Below are 19,682 nucleotides of genomic sequence, written 5' to 3'. Positions count from 1 at the left end.
AAATTATCGGTCGCGGCCAGTCCGGAACCGACCCTAGTCACCCCGCGATCCCCGCCACCACCGCGCGGGTCGCCGCGACCAGCTGAGCGATATCGTCATCGCTCGTCGCGGGCGAGACCAGCATCATGTTGTGGAACGGGGCGATCAGTACCCCCTGGTTGAGCAGCCCGATGTGGACCGCCTGCTCCAGCTCGACGAGATGCGCCGCTTTGGCCTCTGTCCCGTTGCGCAGCGGCTTTGCGGCGAAGATAAACTCGATCCGCGCCCCGACCCGTGCGACGTGCCATGGGAGCCCGGCAATCGCCTCGGCCAGCCCGTCGGCCAGCCGCTCGGCGCGCGCCTCCATCGCAGCGTAGTTGGCGGGCGTCATCACCTGCTCCAGATTGGCGCGAAGTGCGGCCATCGACAGGGCATTGGCGGCGAGCGTCGTGCCGATCCCGCTATGCCCCGGCGGCTTGGCGCCAAGCGCCGCCTCATACCCCCGCGCGACGGCGTCGGTCATGCCCCACACTGCGGTCGGGACACCCCCTGCTATCGCCTTGCCGCAAACCCATAAATCCGGATCTAGACCGTGTCCGAGCGTATAGCCTCCGTAGCCCGACGAGATCGTATGGGTCTCGTCGATCAGCAGCAGCGTCCCCGCCGCCCGCGTCAACCTGCGAAGTGCGGCGTGGAAACCGGGGTCGGGCAGGACCATCGACGAATTGGTCAGCACCGGCTCGGTAATGACGCAGGCGATGTCCCCGGAGGCAAGCGCCGCCTCCAACGCGGGCAGGTCGTTGAACTCGACCACTGCCGTTCCCGCCGTCAGGTCGCGATACTCGCCGAGCAGGCCGACGCGGGTGCGCGGGTGGCCATCGTGGAGCTCGACCATGCATTCGTCGACCGTGCCATGATAGCAGCCGTTGAAGACCAGGATCCGCGGCCGACCGGTGACCGCGCGCGCGACCCTCAGGGCAAAGCGATTGGCGTCGGTCGCCGACAGCGCGACCTGCCACACCGGTAGTCCGAACGCCGCGCGCAACAACCCGCCGACGACCGCCGCATCCTGGGTCGGCAACATGTGGGTGAAGCCGCGCGCCGCCTGTGCGCTCGCCGCTGCGACCACCGGCGGGCTGGCGTGGCCGAACATTGCGCCAGTATCGCCCAGGCAGAAGTCGGCATAGTCATGCCCGTCGACATCGGTCAACCGGCTGCCCGCGCCAGACTCGATGAACAAGGGATAAGGCAGCGGCCAGTCGGTCATCCACTGCATCGGCACGCCATTGACCCAGCCGTCACGCGCGTCGCGGGCGAGCCGCGCCGAAACCGGGCGCGACGCACGGTACATCAGCTCCTGATCGCCGCGACAGGCGCGCAGCCGGTCGATCATTATTCCACCGAGCATCTCACCCATCAGGACAGCAGCACGACCGGGCTGGAAGGGTGCCAGCTCAGCGCTACCTTGTCTTCCCAGGTGAATTGCAGCTGGTCGGTGCGCGACAGGTTGGGGCGCGACACGCGAACCTTGCGCCCGGTCGTCAGCTCGACTTCGTAGATGGTGATGTCGCCCAGATAGGACATTCCCTTGATCACCCCTTGCGCATGATTGGCGCCGTCGGGAGCATCGTCGCCATCACGTTCGCCGGGGCGCTTCATGTGGATCTTCTCGGGCCGGATCGCGACCCACAGGTCGGCGCTGTGGGAACCGGTGACGCCATGGTTGAGGTAGATGCGGCCAATCTCGGGGCAGTCGATCATTGCCTGTTCGGGCTCGTCGATCAGCATCCGCCCGTCGAAGATGTTCACCGATCCAATGAAGTCGGCGACGAAGCGGTTGGCGGGATATTCATAGAGGTCCGAACAGCCTGCAAGCTGCGCAATTTGCCCCTTGTTGATGACCGCGATCCGTGTCGCCAGCGACAGCGCCTCGTCCTGGTCATGGGTGACGGTGACGAAGGTGATCCCGACCTTTTCCTGGATGTCGGCGAGCTCGAACTGCATCTGCGCGCGCAATTTCGCGTCAAGCGCGGACAGCGGTTCGTCGAGCAGCAGCACCTTGGGCTTCATCACCAGGCTCCGCGCTAGTGCGACCCGCTGGCGCTGCCCGCCCGACAACTGATCGGGCATCCGCTCGCCCAGCCCGTGGAGCTGGACCAGCGACAGCGCTTCCTCGACCCGCTCGCGGATCTCGTTTTTGGGCGTCCGCGCGATCTTCAGGCCGTATCCGACATTGTCGGTCACCGACATGTGCGGGAACACCGCGTAGCTTTGGAACACCATGTTGACCGGGCGCTTGTTGGGCGGGACGCTCGCCATGTCCTGCCCGTCGATCAATATCTGGCCTTCGGTCGGTACTTCGAACCCGGCGATCATCCGCAGCAGCGTCGTCTTGCCGCAGCCCGAGGGCCCGAGCAGCACGAAAAACTCGCCGGCCTTGATGTCGAGGCTGATATTGTCGACCGCGGCAAGGTTGCCGAAACGCTTGGTGACATTCTTGATCTGGATGATCGGGTCGGCCATCAAGGGGCTCCGCTTTCGCCCGAGATGTCCTGCATCTTGAGCGCGATGGTGGTGAGGACGACGGTCAGCAGGATCAGCAGCGCCGACACCGCGTTGACCGCGGGCGTGACCGAAAAGCGGACCATCGAATAGACTTTCACCGGGAAGGTGATGGTGTTGGGTCCACTGGTGAAAAAGGTGATGACGAAATCGTCGAGACTGAGCGTGAAGCTGAGCAAGGCGCCAGCGATCAGCCCGGGCTTCATGTGCGGCAGCAACACGTCGCGAAATGTCTGCCACTCGGTCGCGCCAAGGTCTTTCGCCGCTTCCTCCTGCTCGCGGTTGAAGCTGGCGAGGCGCGCTCGCACCACCAGCGCCACGAACGGGAAGCAGAAGGTGATATGGGCAATGGTGATCGCGCCGAGGCTGAACGGCCACGGCAGATCGTTGGGCCAGCCGATCGCCGCGAAGAACACCAGCATGGCGACCCCCATGCAGATTTCGGGGACCACGATCGGCAATGACATCGCGCCCTCGACGCTCGCCTTGAACGGGAAGCGGAAACGCCACAGCATCACTGCCGCCAGCGCGCCGAGCACGACACTGGCCAGGGTCGCGAGGAACGCGATCGTCAGCGAATTGCCGAGCGCCACCATCAGCGTGTCGTCGGCGAACACCTTGCCATAATATTTGAGCGTGAACCCCTTCCAGACGAGGTTGGCCTTGCTGTCGTTGAAGCTGAACACGATCAGGAAGACGAGCGGCGCGTACAGGAATACCGCCACCGCCCCGACCCAGGAACGCAGCCACAGCCGCCGCCCATATTCGAGCGGGGCAATCGGCACGCGGGCGCTCACGACCGCGCCTCGGCCTTCTTGTTGCGCATCGCCTGAAGCGCGATCAGAATGAAGGTCGCGTACATCAGCAGGAACGACAGCGCCGCCCCGAACGGCCAGTCGTTGGCGCGCTTGAATTGGCGCTCGATGACGTTGGCGATCATCTGGCTGTCGGTCCCGCCCATCAAATCGGGGGTCAGATACGCCCCCAGCGCGGGGACGAAAGTGATGATCAGTCCCGAGATGATCCCCGGCGCGGCGAGCGGCGCGACGATCCGCGTGATCGTCCGGAAATGCCCCGCGCCAAGGTCGAGGCTGGCCTCAATCAGGCTTTTGTCGAGCCGGTCGAGCGCGGCGTAGAGTGGCAGCACCATGAAGGGCAGATGGACATAGACCAGCCCAAAGATCACCGCGAAATTATTGTAGAGCAGCGGCACCGGCTCGAACGCGTGAAATGCCCCGAAGCCGAGCAGCGCCGAGACATGGCTCGACCCGTTCCACAATTTCTCAAGGCCTCCATTGGCAATCCCGCGCGTCCCCATCAGCGACAGCAGGGCATAAGTGCGAATGAGCAAATTGGTCCAGAAGGGCAGCATCACCAGCAGCAGTAGCCATGGCTTCCACTTCGGTTGCGCAAACGCGATCGCCATCGCCACCGGGAAGCCGACGGCGAGGCAGATGGCGGTCGTCAGCGCTGCCACTGCCACCGATTTCAGGAAAATGCCGAGGTAGAGCGGCTCGATCGCATGGGCGTAGTTGGCAAAGGTCCCGCTGATGCGGATATTGGTCAGCCCGTCGTTCTGGCCAAAACTATAGGCCCATACGATCGCCAGCGGCACGATGAAGAACAGCAACAGCCATCCGATCGGCGCGCCCGCGACCGAGGCGAAGGCGCGCCGATGCCAGGACCAGTCCTGCACGCTCGTCAGGCCGCGCGAACGCGGGTGAAGGCTTCCTCGTACAGCGGCTGAACGTCGGGACGGAAACGCGCATACTCGCACTTGGCGAGTTCGGCCGCAGGCGGGAAGACGACCGGATTATTCTTGTACGTGTCGGGCATCAGCGCCTTGGCCGCGGCGTTCGGGGTCGGATAAAGGATCGTGCTGGTGATCCCCTTGCCGACCTCGGCGTCGAGCAGATAGTTGATGAAGGCGTGGGCGTTCTTGGGGTGCGGCGCGCCGACCGGGATGCACAGCGTGTCCGAATTGAGCTGGCTGCCTTCCTTGGGCAGGACGAAGTCGATGTCGTCGTCCTCGACCATCTTTTGCGCAATGTCGCCATTATACTCCAGGACCAGGTCGATCTCGCCCTTGACCAGCAGATCCTGGCCATTGTCCTCGTGGAACACCTTCACGAACGGCTTTTGCTTGATCATCATCTTCTCGATCACCGCAATGTCCGCCGCGGTCAGCGCGTTGACCGACTTGCCGAGATATTTGCCATAGAGGCGGAACAAGTCGCCGGCCTCGCTCAGCAGCCCGATCTTGCCGGCATACTCATTCGAATCGAACAGGACTTTCCAGCTGTCGGGCGGCGTCTTCACTTTGGACTTGCGATAACCGATGCCCAGCACCAGCCAGGTATAGGGCATCGAATATTTGCGGCCCGGATCATAGGGCACGTCGATGAAGCTGGGGTCGATATTCTTGATGTTGGGAATCAGACTGTGATCGAGCGGCACAATCATTTTTGATTCGACCATTCGCTCGACGAAATCGTTCGACGGCACGATCACGTCGAAGCCGGGGTTGCCCGCGCGCAGCTTGGCGAACAGCTCGTCGTTGGTCGCGAACAGCGACATGTTGACGGGAATGTCGCTTGCCGCCTTGAAATCGGCCAGCGTGGTTTCGCCGATATACGTGTCCCAGTTGTAGAAGTTGAGCTTCTTTTCCTCGCCGGTCGCGGCGATCTTGGCCTTGGAGCCAGCTGCTGCCTCGTTGCCGCCACTGCCCTTGCCGCACGCCGCCAGCCCGCCGAAGCTCAGCCCGATCGCGGCGACGCCAAGTCCTTGGAGGATCGACCGGCGATTGGCCTTGAGTTCACCCAGCGTGATGCGCGTATCCATTGATGCCACCCCTTACCGAAATTTGAGCCCGTCTTGTGTCTCGCCGACGAACCGCGCGCAAGCGCCGCGCCGCCGGCTGGCGACAATAACCACAGCAAGCCCCGTCTTGCTTCCCTAAGCCAGCCTGTTCTGCAACAAGGCGGGCATCTGGGAAACCGATAGCACAATGAATATCACCTTCAGACAGATGCGTTACTTTATCGCTGTGGCCGAAATACGCTCTATTTCCGGGGGTGCGGCCAGTGTCGGCATCTCGCAAAGCGCCGTGACCGACGCGATCCGCTTCATCGAGGCCGAACTTGATTGCGAAATGTTCGCACGCCATGCCCGCGGCGTCGTGCTGACCCGCGAAGGGCAGCAATTTCTTCGCCACGCGCGCAAGATCGTCGAGGCGATGAACGATATCCGCGGTGGCGTCGGCCACGAGTCGGCCAGTGTCGGCGGGCGGCTGATGGTCGGCGCCACCCCGACCGTGACCGGCTATTTCCTGCCCGACTTGCTTGCCCGCTACCGCCAGGCGCTGCCCGACGTCCAGGTCGTGATCGTCGAGGAAAAGAGCGATTATGTCGAACATCTGCTGGTCAACGGCGAGCTCGACCTCGCCATCCTCGTCGTCCCCGGGCTGACCCGCCCCGAGGCGCTCGACCATGACGTGCTGCTGCGGTCCGAAATGCGGGTGTGGATGGCGCCGGCGCACCGCCTGTCGAACCAGGACAGTTTCAGCCTGGCCGAACTCGCCGACGAACCGCTGATCGACATCAACCGCGAGGAGTTGCAGCTCGTCTCCAACGCGGTCTGGGCACGCCAGCCGGTTCATCGCCGCCCGGCCTATCGCAGCGCCTCGGTCGAAGCGATCCGTGGCCTTGTCGGGACCAATGCCGGGCTCGCGATCCTGCCCGACCTGCTCTACCGGCCATGGTCGCTCGACGGCGACCGCATCCTGGCCAAGCGCAGCCGCGATCCGCTACCGACGGTCGACATCGGTCTCGTCTGGCGCCGCCTGAGCCGCCACAGCGAGGCCGCCGAGCTGTTCATGGAGGCCGCGCGGGGCAAGCGAACGATGCGCGGGAAACAGGGTTGAGCAGCCTCATCATTGACTTTTTGTGCAGTGCAGCATAAATGTTGCCGGTCGGGCGATGGTGTCCGACGTCACATCCAGTTGAGAATATTCATGCCCGCGTTCGCCCTGCTGTCGATCATCAAGCTGCTTTTTCCAGCCCCGCACCAGCGCTGAGCCCGTCGCGGCTCGCTGACGGGCGTCACGCCGGCCGCAGATACCATTCATAATCCAGCGCCGGGACTTCGCCGAAATAGCGGTCCTGTTCCTGTCGCTTGACGATCGAATAAATGTCGACGAACCGCTCGCCCAGATACTCCTTCATCAGCGCCGATGCGGCAAAGCGGTCGACCGCGCTGAACCAGTTCGACGGCATTGCCTCGGCACTGGGGTCAGCGGGGGCTTCATAGCCATTACCGGTCACCGCCGGCCCCGGGTCGAGCTTGCCCGTGATGCCATGGTGCATCGCCGCCAATAGCGCCGCGACCGCCAAATAGGGATTGGCGTCGGCCCCGCACGCGCGATGCTCGACATGGCGGCTGGCGGGCGATCCAGCGGGAACGCGGAACGACACGGTGCGATTATTGACCCCCCAGGTCGGCGCGACCGGGGCATAGCTGTTGGCCTTGAACCGGCGATAGCTGTTGGCGTTGGGGGCGAAGATCGCGAAACTGTCGGCGAGTAGCGCCTTCATCCCCGCAATCGCCTGCTTCAGGATCGGCGCGCCTTCGGGGTCGTCCGACGCGAACGCATTCTTGCCGCTCTCGTCGAGCATCGACACGTGCAGATGCATGCCATTGCCCGCGCTGTCGGCGAACGGCTTGGCCATGAAGGTCGCTTCCAGCTCGTGTTGGTTGGCGCTCGCCTTGACCAGCCTTTTGTACATCAGCGCATCGTCGCAGGCGCGCATCGCGTCGGGTTTGTGCCGCAGCGTCAGCTCGAATTGCCCCGCGGCATATTCCGAGATCGCGCTTTCCAGCGGGATGCCCTGCGCGTCGGCCCCGGCATAAAGCGTGTCGAGGAACGGCCTCTGGTCGTCGAGCTCGGCCAGCCCGTAAACCTGGATATCCCTCCGCGCGACGCCCCGCGACCGGGCGATGCGCGGAAGCCCGTCACGACCATGCTTCGCCTCGAGCAAGTAGAATTCCAACTCGACCGCGACCACCGGCGTCAGCCCGATCGCGGTCAACTTGTCGATCACCCCCTGCAACACCATCCGCGGGTCGAGGTCGTGCGCGCGCCCGTCAAGTTCGTGGAAACTGGCGAGGAACTGCGCCGCATTGGGCCCGCCCCACGGCGTCGGCACCAGCGTCCCCGGCACTGGCCAGCAATGGCAATCGGCATCGCCCGTTTCCCACAACAGCCCGGTCTCCTCGACATCGCGCCCGGTAATATCGGCGAAAGTGACCGAAATCGGCAGGAAGCGCCCGCTCTCATAGACTGCCAATACCTCATGCTGGCGCAACCGCTTGCCGCGCGGCACGCCGCACATGTTGGTGAAGATCATGTCGATCGCGTCGATGTGCGGATGCGCCGCAAAAAAGGCGCGGGCTTCGTCGATGGCGGAAACGGGAGCGGTCATAATCTGTCCTTCAGCGCATAATAGAGCAGGCCGAGCGTCGCGAGCGGCTTGGCAAAATGTCGGCCCCCGGGAAAGCGGCGGTGGGGCAGGGCAGCGAGCCTATCATAATCGGCGCAGTCCCCGTCAATCGCCTCGGCGAGCAGCTCGCCCGCCAGCGTAGTCAGCAGCGCGCCATGTCCCGAAAAGCCGTGCGCGAACCAGATTGCGCGCTCGCGGCCAAGGTGGGGCAGGCGGTTCATCGTCACGCTCACCACGCCGCCCCAGCCATAATCGATCGGTACGTCAGCAAGCTCGGGAAACACCCCGGCCATGTGCGGGCGGACGAAATCGGCGATGCTGGCGGGCGGGGTTTGACGATATTTCTCGCCCCCTCCAAAAATCATTCGCTTGTCCGCGCTTAACCGGAAATAGTTGAGCACGAAGCGGCTGTCGGCGACCGCCGCGTCGCTCGGTAGCAGCGTGTCCGCGAGCACACCGAGCGGCGCCGTGGCAATGTTGTAGTTGATGATCGGCACCGTCATCCCGCGCGCTTCGGGCAACAGCGTGTCGGTCCACGCATCGGCCGCGACGATCGCTTGCGGTGCGATCACCGATCCGCCGGCCGTGACCACGGTTACCTGGCCCCCTTGGCGAAGCTCGATCACCCGGCTGTCCTCGCAAATCACGACCCCCGCCGCCAGTGCCGCCCGCGCCAGCCCAATCAGATAATTTAGCGGATGAAAATGCCCGCCGCGACGGTCATAAACCCCGCCATGATAGAGGCGCGTGCGGATATGCCGTTCCATCTCGCCGGGCGCGACCAGCTCCAGATCATCCCGCCCGAAATCGCGCGCCAGCAGGTCGGCCTCGCGCGCCATCGCCGCCAGGTGCGCCGGCCTCCACGCTGCCTCCAGATGTCCGCTCTTGTAGTCGCAGGCGATGCCATGCCGCTCGATCCGCGCTGCGACCCGCTCGACTGCCATCATCGCCACGGCATGGATCGCCTTGGCTTGGGCAATCCCGAATTCGGCGACCAGCTCGCCCGCGCTCCAGCGCAGCCCGGGGATCAGCTGCCCGCCATTACGCCCCGACGCGCCGTCGCCGATCTGCCCGGCCTCGACCAGCACGACCCGCCGCCCGCGCTCGGCCGCGCTGAGCGCCGCCGCCATCCCGGTAAAGCCGCCACCGACGACGATCAGGTCGGCGCTTGCCTCCCCCGCCAGCGCCGGCTGCGCCACCCAGCCATTCGCCGTCGCGCGATAATAATTGCTCTCGTTCTCCACGCGTCAGACGCGCAGCAGCAGATGCTCGCGCTCCCACGAGCTGATCACCGACTGGTAATTCTCGAGCTCGCTTTCCTTGATCGCGTAAAATAGCTCGAAAAACTCGTCGCCGAGCAGCGCGCGCACCGGGCGGCAGGCGCGAAAGCGGTCGAGCGCGACCTCCAGGTTGCGGGGCAGGGTGCGCGCCCGGGCATAGGCATTGCCCTCCATCGCCTTGGGCGCGATCATCCGCTCGATCATCCCGATATAGCCGCACACCAGTGACGATGCGATCGCCAGATAGGGGTTCGAGTCCGCCCCCGGCAGGCGGTTCTCGATCCGCCGGTTGGCCGAGTCGGAAACGGGGATGCGCAGCCCACAGCTGCGATTGTCGCTGCCCCACTGGACATTGATCGGCGCGTCGCTGTCGGGGCGCATCCGGCGAAAGCTGTTGACGTTGGGCGCGAACATCGGCGCGACATGGGGAAGCAAGCGGGCCAGTCCCGCAATATAGCTGCGGAAGGCCGAACTGTCGCGGCCGTCGGCGCGGCTGAAGATATTCCGGCCCGAAGAAATCTCCAGCACCGACTGGTGGATATGCATTGCCGATCCCGGCTGTCCGCTCATCGGCTTGGCCAGAAACGTTGCATAGACGTCATGCTCCAGTGCGACCTGGCGCACGATCCGCTTGAACAGCAGCACCTCGTCGGCCAGCCGCAGCGGGTCGCCGTGAAGGAAATTGACCTCGAGCTGGGCCGCCCCCGACTCATGGATCATCGTGTCGATGTCGAGCCCGGCCTTTTCGCAATTCTCGTAGATATGCTCGATGATCTCCTCGAATTCGTTGAGCGCTTCCAGGCCATAGGGCTGGCTCGCGGTTTCGGGCCGCCCCGATCGCCCGACCGGCGGGACCAGCGGGAAATCGGGATCGAGGTTGCGCGAGACGAGGTAGAATTCGACCTCGGGGGCGATCACCGGCTTCCACCCCTTGTCGGCGTAAAGCTGCAACACGCGCTTGAGGATCATCCGCGGCGCGATCGCCACCGCCGCGCCGTTGCGGTCGAACGCGTCGGCGATGACATAAGCGGTGCGCGTCTTAAACCCCGGCGCCTCGCAGATCGTCGAGGCGTCGGGGACCATCATCTGGTCGGGATCGGTGACCGGCACGATATGGCCGATCCCGTCGGGATATTCGCCGGTAATGCTGACCGAAAACACGCTGCCCGGGATTCGCAGCGTGCCGTCCATGACCCCCGACAGAAATTTGCCAGCAGGCAACACCTTGCCGCGCTGCACTCCGTTCATGTCGGGGACGATGCATTCGACCTCGGCGATGTCATGCTCGGCGATCCACTCGGCCAGTCTGGTCGATGTATCGCTCGCCTTTCGCTCGTCCGAAGATCGTCCCCGTGCCATGATCAATCGCCCACGATCAACGAATGTCGGTCGAAAAGCTGCGGCTCAGCGACAGCACCAGCCGAGGCACACCGTTGGGATCGCCAAAGGTGTGCCCTGCGCGAACATAGGCGCCCCCGACGATGAACCCGCCGACATCGGCCGACAGCCCAACCGAATAGTCGCGCTTGTTCGAATAGAAAGCATTGTCCTCAAGCCCGACCGATCCGGTCACCGAAAGCGGGGTGTGGGGGATGGCATAGGCGGCGTTGACCGCGCCATAGAGCCCGCGCGTCGGCGCCGCCGTACCCTGCTTGGGGGTGTAGGCCAGCGTTGTGCCGATGGTCAGATTGCCGAAGGCATGGCTCGCGGTGCCGATGAACTCGACATAGTTGAGCCCGTGGGTGCCCGGATAGACATAGCCGGTTGCGCCGATATCGACCGTCAGCGGGCCGACCGTACCGCCCCAGCCGCCGATCAGGTCGAGCTCGTTATTGTCGCCATCGTTGGGGGTGATGTTCGATCCCCACGCGCCGACGTGAAATCCGGACTTATGGGTCACGGTGAAGCTCGGCTGGAAAGCGGCCTTCTTGTCGCTCAGCGAGATCCCGCGAAAGCGGTAATCCGACACCCCGCCAATCGTCAGGTTGAGCGAGAAGTCTGCCGCGGGCGCTTCGGCCTTGGCGGGTTCGGCGGCGGCCTGGCCGGCATCGACCTTGGCGGCGGTGCCCGATGTCGCCGCTGGCGGCACATCCTGTGCTGCCGCGGGAGATGCGAAGAACGCTGCAGCCGCGAGCAGCAGATATCCCTTGTCCGTCTTGACCATGTGAAAGCCCCCTTGATGTCATCGAGATGACGGTCGTTGCCGCCTTGAGCCCCCATGGGGCCACAGCTAGGCGCGAAAGGCCAGTCCAAATCTGCCTAGGACTAGTATCGGGAAAACCGATATGAAGCCGGGATGTGATTGCGGATTGTAGCAGTCGTGCTGCGCTCTAGAGGCTAAGCGTGGCGACTCAAGGTGGCACAACGGCCCCTCAAGACCATCGGATAAGGAACAACCCCATGCGCGTCGGTGTCCCCAAGGAAATCAAGAATCACGAATATCGCGTCGGTCTGACCCCGGCGTCGGTGGCTGAACTGGTCGCAGCAGGGCATGAAGTGGTGATCGAGACCAGTGCTGGCATGGGCATCGACTTTCCCGACAACGCCTATGAGCAGGCCGGTGCCTCGATCCTTCCCGACGCCGCGGCGGTGTTCAGGGCCGCCGACATGATCGTCAAGGTCAAGGAGCCCCAGCCCGCCGAGATCGCGATGCTCGAACCGCGCCACATCCTGTTCACCTACCTCCATCTCGCCGCCGACAAGCCGCAGGCCGAGGGGCTGATGGCGTCGGGTGCGACCTGCATCGCCTATGAGACCGTCACCAGCCGCTCGGGCGCGCTGCCCCTGCTGAAGCCGATGAGCGAAGTCGCCGGCCGCATGTCGATCCAGGTCGGCGCCCATTATCTGGAAAAGGAGCAGGGCGGCCGCGGCGTGCTGCTCGGCGGCGTGCCCGGGGTTGCCCCGGCCAAGGTCGCAATTCTCGGCGGCGGGGTAGCCGGCATCAACGCCGCGCAGATCGCCACCGGCCAGCGCGCCGACGTGACCATCTACGACATCAACAATGACCGTCTGGCCGAACTCGATATGCACTTCGGATCGACCATCAAGACGGCCTTCGCGTCGAAGGCCGCGATTGCCCAGGCGGTCAAGGAGGCCGAACTGGTGATCGGCGCGGTGCTGGTCCCCGGAGCAGCGGCGCCCAAGCTGGTGACCAGGGCGATGCTCAAGACGATGAAGCGCGGATCGGTCCTCGTCGACATCGCCATCGACCAGGGTGGCTGCTTCGAGACAAGTCACGCCACGACCCATGCCGACCCGGTCTACACGATCGACGGCGTGATCCATTATTGCGTCGCCAACATGCCCGGCGCGGTGGCGCGCACCTCGGCCTTTGCGCTCAACAATGCGACCCTGCCGTTCGCGCTCAAGCTCGCCAACCTCGGCGCCGACGCGGCCATGGCCGCCGATCCCCACCTCGCCAACGGCCTCAACGTTTCCGACGGCAAGATCCGCCACCAGGCCGTCGCCGAAGCCCTCGACCTGCCGTTCGTGGCCGCCTGATGCCGACGAATGCCGACCCGCACGCTGGAGAGAAGAGCATGAGCGACCTTCCCGGGCTGCTGGTTGACGGCGCGTTGCGCACCGGCGACGGCGAGGCGGACCAGGTCTATGATCCCAGCGACGGGTCGGAAATTGTCGCGCTGGCCGGGGCCAGCCGGGCACAGGTCGATGAAGCCGTCGACGCCGCCGATCGCGCCTTTCCGATCTGGTCGGGCTTTTCGCCCAAGGAGCGCTCGCTCGCGCTGCTGCGCATTGCCGACCGCATCGAATCGCTCGGCGACGAGTTTGCCGAGCTTGAGATGCGCAACTGTGGCAAGCCGCGCGGCACCGCGCGGGCGGTCGATGTCGGCAATACCGTCGACGTGTTCCGCTTCTTCGCCGGCGCGCTTCGCACCACCGGGGGAATCCCCGCCGGCGAATATCGTTCGGGCTTCACCTCGATGCTTCGCCGCGATCCGCTGGGCGTCGTCGCCGGGATCGCGCCGTGGAATTATCCGCTGATGATGGCCGCGTGGAAAGTCGCTCCGGCGATTGCCGCGGGCAACACGGTCGTGCTGAAGCCGTCCGAACATACCCCGCTGACCGCGCTCCGCCTCGCTGAAGTATGCGCCGAGTTTCTTCCGCCGGGGGTGTTCAACGTCGTCAGCGGCAATGGCGCCGATGTCGGCGCGACGCTGGTCGCGCATCGCAAGGTTCGGATGGTCTCGCTGACCGGCGACATCGCCACCGGGCGCAAGATCCTCGAAGCGATCGCGCCAACCATCAAGCGAACCCATTTCGAACTTGGCGGCAAGGCCCCGGTTATCGTCCTCGACGATGCCGATATCGATGCCGCTGCCGAAGGGATTGTCGACGCCGGCTATTACAACGCCGGGCAGGATTGCACCGCCGCCAGCCGGGTCTATGCCCAGGCCGGGATCGAGGAAAAGCTCGTCGCGGCGATCGAACAGAGGGTCAAGGCGCTGCGCATGGGCAATCCGCGCGACGCAAACACCAACCTCGGCCCGCTGATCTCCCAGCGCCAGCGCGACCGGGTCGAGGGCTTCGTCCGCCGCGCGGTCGAACATAACAAGGCCGATCTCGTCACCGGCGGCAAGTTCGGCCCGGGCGACGGCTTTTTCTTCGAACCCACGCTCATCGCGGGCGCCCGGCACAATGACGAGATCGTCCAGCGCGAAGTATTCGGTCCGGTCGTTTCGGTCACGCGCTTCGACGACATCCCGCAGGTCATCGATTGGGCCAATGACAGCGATTACGGTCTCGCCTCGTCGATCTGGACCCGCGATGTCGGCCACGCCTCGGCGATCGCGGCGAAGCTCCAATATGGCGTGACCTGGGTCAACACCCACAGCGTCAACGTCACCGAAATGCCCCATGGCGGGGTCAAGTCGTCGGGCTATGGTTCGGACCTCTCAATCTATTGCCTCGAACATTATACGACCGTGCGCCACATCATGTTCAGGCATTGAGGCGATCATGAGCGCGCGCCCCGTCCTCGGGATCATCTGCGATAATCGTGATGTTGGCGGTCGGCCGGCGCAGATCGTGCTCGACCGCTATGTCCGCGCCGCGATCCACTATGGCGACGTCGCGGCGCTGCTCATCCCGTCGCTGCCCGACCTGATGCGCGCCGCCGAGGTCGCCGGGCGGCTCGATGGGGTGCTCCTGACCGGCAGCCCGTCCAATGTCGAACCGTCACGCTATGGCGATGGCGACGATGGCGCGGGCCCGTTCGACCCGGCGCGCGACGAACTCGCGATGGAGTTGATCGACGCGGTGACGGGCAGGGGTCGCCCGGTGTTCGGCGTGTGCCGCGGTTTCCAGGAAATCAACGTCGCGCTTGGCGGAACCTTGCGCCGCGACACCAGCGCCAGCGACGACCTCATCCGCCACCACGCCCCAGACGGTGCCAGCTACGACGCCATGTTCGACCATCGCCATCCCGTCGCGCTGACCCCCGGGGGGATGCTATCGGCGGTCTATGGCAAGCATCAACTTAACGTCACTTCGGTGCACTTTCAGGGCATTTCGACCCTCGCATCCCAGGTCAGGATCGAGGCCGTTGCGCCCGACGGATTGGTCGAAGCCTACTCCGCCACGATCAATGGCGCGCCCCTGCTGGCGGTCCAGTGGCACCCCGAGTGGGACACCGATTCCGACCCCGACAGCCAGACTTTCTTCCGTCTCCTCGGCCGTGCGTTGCGCGGTGAAACCCTGAATTCCTAAGGATTTAGCATGCCGCGCAATTATGACATCGCCGAACTCCGCCGCCTCGACGTCGCCCACCATCTCCCCGCCCAGCAGGACTATGCGCTGATCGAGCAGATGGGCGGCAGCCGCATCATCACCAGTGCCGACGGCTGCACGATCGTCGATGGAGAGGGAAACCGGATCCTCGATGGGATGGCGGGACTGTGGTGTGTCAATATCGGCTATGGTCGGGACGAGTTGGCGGAGGTAGCGGCCGAGCAGATGCGCGAGCTGCCGTTCTACAACACCTTTTTCAAGACGGTCACCCCGCCAGCCGTCATGCTCGCCGCCAAGATCGCCAGCCTGACCGGCAATCGCCTGCCGCACGTCTTCTTCAACACCTCAGGCTCCGAAGCCAATGACACCATCTTCCGCATGGTCCGCCATTATTGGAAGACCAGGGGCGAGCCCGAGCGGACGGTCTTCATCAGCCGCCACAATGCCTATCACGGATCGACCGTCGCGGGGGTTAGCCTGGGTGGGATGAAGGGCATGCACGCGCAAGGCGATTTGCCGATCCCAGGGATCGAGCATGTTCGCCAGCCTTATTGGTACAACGAAGGCCGCGACATGGACCCCGAGGCGTTCGGGCTGCTCTGCGCCAAGGCGATCGAGGACAAGATCCTCGAGGTCGGCGCCGACAAGGTCGCGGCATTCATTGGCGAGCCGATCCAGGGCGCCGGCGGGGTAATCATCCCGCCCGCGAGTTATTGGCCCGAAGTCGAGCGAATTTGCCGCAAATACGGCATCTTGCTGGTGTGCGACGAGGTCATCAACGGGTTCGGGCGAACCGGCAACTGGTGGGGCCACGAGACTGTCGGGGTGAAGCCCGACATGATCGCGATGGCGAAGGGTCTGTCGTCGGGCTACCTTCCGATCAGCGCGGTGGCGGTATCGAGGGAGATTGTCGACGTCCTCAAGACCGGCGGTGATTTCGTCCACGGCTTCACCTACTCGGGCCACCCGGTGTGCGCCGCAGTGGCGCTACGAAATATCGAGATCATTGAACGTGAGGGCCTCGTCGAGAGAACCCGCGACGATACAGGACCCTATTTCGCGAAGGCTCTGGCCGCCCTCGCCGAGCATCCCTTGGTCGGCGAAGTGCGCAGCGCAGGGCTGATCGGCGCGGTCGAGATCACGTCCGACAAGGCAACCGGCGCTCGCTTCGGCGGGGCGGAGGGAACCGCCGGGCCGATGGTCCGCGACGCCTGCATTGCCAACGGCCTGATGGTGCGCGGAATCCGCGACACGATCGTGATGTGCCCGCCGCTGATCATCAGCCACGCCCAGATTGACGAGATGATCGCCATTATCCGCCGCTCGCTCGACCAATGCAGCGAAGACCTGCGCGCGGGATGAACGACGACAGCTTCCCCGGGCTGTGACACGTCGCGGCCCGGGGTCTGCAATTCGTGCCTCTAAGCGGCGCTGTGACGGCGGTTTTTCCTGCCTCTCGGCAAAAGGAAACTGGCTGCGACCAGCTATAGTTGGGACACACCGGCTCAGGCGGGACCGATACGAGCTATGAGCAGGCTGAACCTGCGGCCTAGCCGTTAGTATCGAATGTAGTGAAGGAGGCTCCTCCGCAACACCATCCCGAACTCGTCGCCGGAGTCGCGGTCGGTGACGATCGCCCCGGCCCCGAAAGGGCGTTGTGGGCATATTCCACGTGGAGGTTGGCGATCTTATTGGTGTAGAGGAGGTTGTAATTGACACCCGCGCGCACGGCCTGTTGCCGATCGCGCGCTCGGCATAGCCGCAGGCGGTGCGCAAATTCTCCCGACTGATAGACCAACTCGGCATTGGGATTAACCGATAAGCTCTGGGCGGTGTGCGGCGCGAGGTCTGTTGGATCCGCGGGGGCTCGCTCTTCTTTGGAGCCGACGGACCGGGCAAGGTTTGCGCTGTCGCCGGTGCCGCAGAAACGGCTCCATGCCGCCTGCGCGGATCAGTTCGAGCACGGTGCGCGAGGTTCCGCACTCGGGATTGTGAAAGACGATGATATCGCTCGGCATCAGGCGACCTCCGCGTGCGGTGAGGTGACGCCGTCGCTTCGTCGGATCTCGCGAGCATCAGCAAAAAGGAAAATGGTGCCAGGAGAGGACTCGAAGTTGGCAGCTAAGTATATAATAATTAACGAAAAAGCTTAATTGACTTTTTCCGTGGCCCGCTTGATGGCCCCTGAATGATCGCGATTTGGTGGTTCGAGTCAGAAACGAGGACTCACTCTCAAAAATGTCTCATATTTTCTTCAGACGATCCGCGCTAATTTTACCTTTTCGGATTGCGCAGAATGGAGCTCACGTAGACGCGCCGAAAGCCTGACAAGGTACTTCCCTTCGGATAGCCGAGGCATCGACCGCGCGGACATAGGGTAGGTCACTTATAAGGGCTCTGTGCGCCATTTTACCGATCTTGGGGCAGCGAGCCGGCTGCTCTGCTGCGAATGGACGGTCTGCCGAATTTATATTCGTTCACGCGATGAGCCCATGCCCAGGCCCGCTCTATGCTTTCAGTCTGCATAGCCGACGCCTCCCGGGGAAGCTGATCAACTTACCGTGCGGCTGATCTGGGTACGAACCCGTGGATAGAGTTGCTCTGACAAAACCGGCCCGCATGGCGACCGCTGGGACTAGCGACTAGACTTGATCAAGTGCCTGAGCAAAGTCAGCGATCAGATCTTCGGGCTCCTCAACGCCGATCGACAGTCGTACCAAGCTTGGAAGGATGCCGGTTGCCAGCTTGGTCGCCTCATCGACGTCTACGTGGGTCATGCCGAACGGGTACGACGCCAGACTTTCGGTCCCGCCCAGGCTAACCGCGAGCTTCACGAGCTTGAGCGCGTCTAATAGTCGGAAGGACTCCGGCTCGCCCCCCTTGAGAATGATTGAGAAGGTGGAACCTGAGCCCAGGCACTGCCGTGCAAAAATTCGCCCCTGTTCACTGTCCGGATCGAGGAAGCCGAGGTAGCTGACGCTTTCGACCTTGGGATGGTCACGCAGAAAAGCAGCAACGTCGCGCGCGCTTGCTTCCGCCTTACGCATCCGCAGCGACAGCGTCTCCAGGCTGCGCAGCAGTAGCCACGCAGTATGCGGATCGAGCATGCTGCCGAGTATGGTGCGAAATCCGCGAATACTGGCCAAGTCTTCCTTTTTGCCAAGGCATGAGCCGGCGACCAGATCGCTGTGGCCACCGACATATTTGGTGAGGGAATAAACGGAAACGTCGACGCCATGATCGAGCGGGCGCTGCCACAATGGCCCCATCATCGTATTGTCGACGATCAGTTTGGGCCGCCCGCCGGGTTGGTCAGCAAGGTCGTTGGCCACCCGCGCAAGCATGGCGAGATCTACGAGTTTGTTGGTCGGGTTAGCGGGCGTTTCAGCAAAGATGATGGGGACGCGTCCGTTGCCTGCGTAACGCTCAACACCACTGCGCAGAACGTCCTGCACCTCCGCCTCGCTCGCTTCGGCCTGAAAGCTAATCGCGCGGATGCCAAAAAGAGGCAGCAATTTCTCGAACAGATAATCCGTACCGCCATAAACCGGGCGACCATAGGCAATTACGTCGCCCGGACGGGCAAAGCTTAATATGGTGGTCGAGATGGCCGCCATGCCACTGGCGAACACCAGTGCTTCTTCGGCGCCGTCCCACAGCGTCAGCCGATCTTCGAGTATCTCAAGCGTTGGATTATTGATCCGCGAGTAAATCAGGCTGGGGTCTTCCGCCGGCTTTCGCTCCCGTAATCCATAGGCAAGCTGCATTGCGCTTTTGCCCGCCGCCGCGCTTTCGAATGCGAAAGTCGACGTCTGGAAGATCGGGCACTTGATCGCTCCTTCAGACAATTTCGGATCGAAGCCGTAGCTCATCATCAACGTCGACGGGCTCAAGCGGTGATCACCGATCAAGGTGCGGGTGCGGCTCATGGTCATTCCCTTCGTAGTTGCTCGATCCTGCGAAGGGATTGTGAGCTTGGCAGAGAGAACCTGCATTGCCGGGCTTTGCAGTATCTCAAACAATGATTTAGCCTAATTACTGATCGGAAATCGGTCTAATTTTGTTGTTTGCCACGTCGATATTGGCAGAATATGCCAAGCAGGAGCTTCAAATGGATGAGAAAGATCGACAAATTTTACGGGCGCTTCAGGACGACGGTCGCCTTTCGAATCAGGCATTGTCCGAGCGTGTCAGTCTGTCGCCTTCCCCGTGCCTGCGAAGGGTGCGGCGCCTAGAGGAGTGTGGCATCATTCAAGGCTATAGCGCGATCGTTAATCAGAAAGCCTGCGGCCTGCCTGTTACCGCTTTCCTGACCGTCCGCCTGACTCGACATAGCGCGGAGGAAGTCCGCGATTTCGAGGCCCAAATCGAGAGGCTTGAGGAAGTGACGGACTGTTACCTCATGACTGGTGCAGCAGATTATCTCCTCCGTGTCATTGTCAGAGATCTCGAAAGCTATGAGGCTTTCATTCGGCAAAAAGTCCATCAGATTGCAGGCGTCGCGGCGCTCGACACCAGCTTTGCTTATGGAACAATCAAAGCTGGGCGGACCGTCAACCTGTCATCTTGAACAACTTGATCTCCATTACAACAAATTCGCAATTTTTTTATCTGC

Annotated in this window: 16 protein-coding genes; 6 read left to right on the top strand and 10 right to left on the bottom strand. The window is 63.3% G+C overall.

Translation table 11 applies throughout. The features are described 5' to 3' along the window. Positions 1-37: 37 nt before the first annotated feature. The 5 genes from U1700_RS02200 to U1700_RS02180 are packed head-to-tail and all read right to left on the bottom strand — an operon-like array spanning position 38 to position 5,382. Positions 38-1,396, bottom strand: coding sequence for an aspartate aminotransferase family protein (locus U1700_RS02200; RefSeq protein WP_332749742.1), 1,359 nt, complete (start codon positions 1,394-1,396; stop codon positions 38-40). Next, entirely contained in the window at positions 1,396-2,502 is a 1,107-nt protein-coding gene (locus tag U1700_RS02195; RefSeq protein WP_332749740.1) for an ABC transporter ATP-binding protein, read from the bottom strand. Before U1700_RS02195 ends, U1700_RS02200 begins: the two co-directional genes overlap by 1 nt. After that, positions 2,502-3,338 (bottom strand): ABC transporter permease, encoded by an 837-nt coding sequence (locus tag U1700_RS02190; RefSeq protein WP_332749738.1) that lies wholly within the window; start codon positions 3,336-3,338, stop codon positions 2,502-2,504. The genes U1700_RS02195 and U1700_RS02190 overlap by 1 nt, the downstream gene beginning before the upstream one ends. Beyond that, positions 3,335-4,237, bottom strand: coding sequence for an ABC transporter permease (locus U1700_RS02185; RefSeq protein ID WP_332749736.1), 903 nt, complete (start codon positions 4,235-4,237; stop codon positions 3,335-3,337). The genes U1700_RS02190 and U1700_RS02185 overlap by 4 nt, the downstream gene beginning before the upstream one ends. 5 nt (positions 4,238-4,242) lie before the next feature. After that, a complete protein-coding gene (locus U1700_RS02180) occupies positions 4,243-5,382 on the bottom strand; it encodes an ABC transporter substrate-binding protein (protein ID WP_332749734.1) in 1,140 nt (379 codons plus the stop codon). Positions 5,383-5,548: 166 nt separating this feature from the next. Between U1700_RS02180 and U1700_RS02175 the strand changes: the two genes are divergently transcribed. Further along, entirely contained in the window at positions 5,549-6,463 is a 915-nt protein-coding gene (locus U1700_RS02175; protein WP_332749732.1) for a LysR family transcriptional regulator, read from the top strand. A 178-nt stretch (positions 6,464-6,641) separates the two neighbouring features. On the opposite strand, the gene U1700_RS02170 is transcribed toward U1700_RS02175, so the two are convergent. Genes U1700_RS02170 through U1700_RS02155 form a run of 4 tightly spaced genes read right to left on the bottom strand, consistent with a single transcriptional unit; the run spans position 6,642 to position 11,483 of the window. Further along, positions 6,642-8,021 (bottom strand): glutamine synthetase family protein, encoded by a 1,380-nt coding sequence (locus U1700_RS02170; protein ID WP_332749731.1) that lies wholly within the window; start codon positions 8,019-8,021, stop codon positions 6,642-6,644. Continuing rightward, entirely contained in the window at positions 8,018-9,283 is a 1,266-nt protein-coding gene (locus U1700_RS02165; protein ID WP_332749730.1) for an NAD(P)/FAD-dependent oxidoreductase, read from the bottom strand. The genes U1700_RS02170 and U1700_RS02165 overlap by 4 nt, the downstream gene beginning before the upstream one ends. 3 nt (positions 9,284-9,286) lie before the next feature. Beyond that, positions 9,287-10,678 carry a glutamine synthetase family protein gene (locus tag U1700_RS02160; protein WP_332749728.1) on the bottom strand — a complete coding sequence of 464 codons (1,392 nt, stop codon included), beginning with the start codon at positions 10,676-10,678 and terminating at the stop codon, positions 9,287-9,289. A 16-nt stretch (positions 10,679-10,694) separates the two neighbouring features. Further along, positions 10,695-11,483 carry a TorF family putative porin gene (locus tag U1700_RS02155; protein WP_332749727.1) on the bottom strand — a complete coding sequence of 263 codons (789 nt, stop codon included), beginning with the start codon at positions 11,481-11,483 and terminating at the stop codon, positions 10,695-10,697. A gap of 236 nt (positions 11,484-11,719) precedes the next feature. Between U1700_RS02155 and ald the strand changes: the two genes are divergently transcribed. Genes ald through U1700_RS02135 form a run of 4 tightly spaced genes read left to right on the top strand, consistent with a single transcriptional unit; the run spans position 11,720 to position 16,429 of the window. After that, entirely contained in the window at positions 11,720-12,820 is a 1,101-nt protein-coding gene (gene ald, locus U1700_RS02150) for an alanine dehydrogenase (protein WP_332749725.1), read from the top strand. 38 nt (positions 12,821-12,858) lie between these two features. Next, entirely contained in the window at positions 12,859-14,289 is a 1,431-nt protein-coding gene (locus tag U1700_RS02145) for a gamma-aminobutyraldehyde dehydrogenase (protein ID WP_332749724.1), read from the top strand. A gap of 7 nt (positions 14,290-14,296) precedes the next feature. After that, positions 14,297-15,046: a gamma-glutamyl-gamma-aminobutyrate hydrolase family protein gene (locus U1700_RS02140; protein WP_332749723.1), complete on the top strand. Its 750-nt coding sequence runs from the start codon at positions 14,297-14,299 to the stop codon at positions 15,044-15,046. A 9-nt stretch (positions 15,047-15,055) separates the two neighbouring features. Further along, positions 15,056-16,429 (top strand): aspartate aminotransferase family protein, encoded by a 1,374-nt coding sequence (locus U1700_RS02135; RefSeq protein ID WP_332749721.1) that lies wholly within the window; start codon positions 15,056-15,058, stop codon positions 16,427-16,429. 1,280 nt (positions 16,430-17,709) lie between these two features. On the opposite strand, the gene U1700_RS02130 is transcribed toward U1700_RS02135, so the two are convergent. Then, the gene (locus U1700_RS02130) at positions 17,710-18,996 is read right to left on the bottom strand and encodes a cystathionine gamma-synthase family protein (protein WP_332749719.1); all 1,287 of its coding nucleotides are present in this window, start codon (positions 18,994-18,996) and stop codon (positions 17,710-17,712) included. 131 nt (positions 18,997-19,127) lie between these two features. Here U1700_RS02130 and U1700_RS02125 point away from each other — a divergent pair, with 131 nt between their 5' ends. Further along, positions 19,128-19,637 (top strand): Lrp/AsnC family transcriptional regulator, encoded by a 510-nt coding sequence (locus tag U1700_RS02125; protein WP_332749717.1) that lies wholly within the window; start codon positions 19,128-19,130, stop codon positions 19,635-19,637. The last annotated feature ends 45 nt before the right edge of the window (positions 19,638-19,682 follow it).

It is taken from the genome of Sphingomonas sp. RB1R13 (genome assembly GCF_036663775.1).
Classification (GTDB): domain Bacteria; phylum Pseudomonadota; class Alphaproteobacteria; order Sphingomonadales; family Sphingomonadaceae; genus Sphingomicrobium.
The sequence above is the reverse complement of the archived record's forward strand: the minus strand, read 5'-3'. Positions and strand labels throughout refer to the sequence as shown.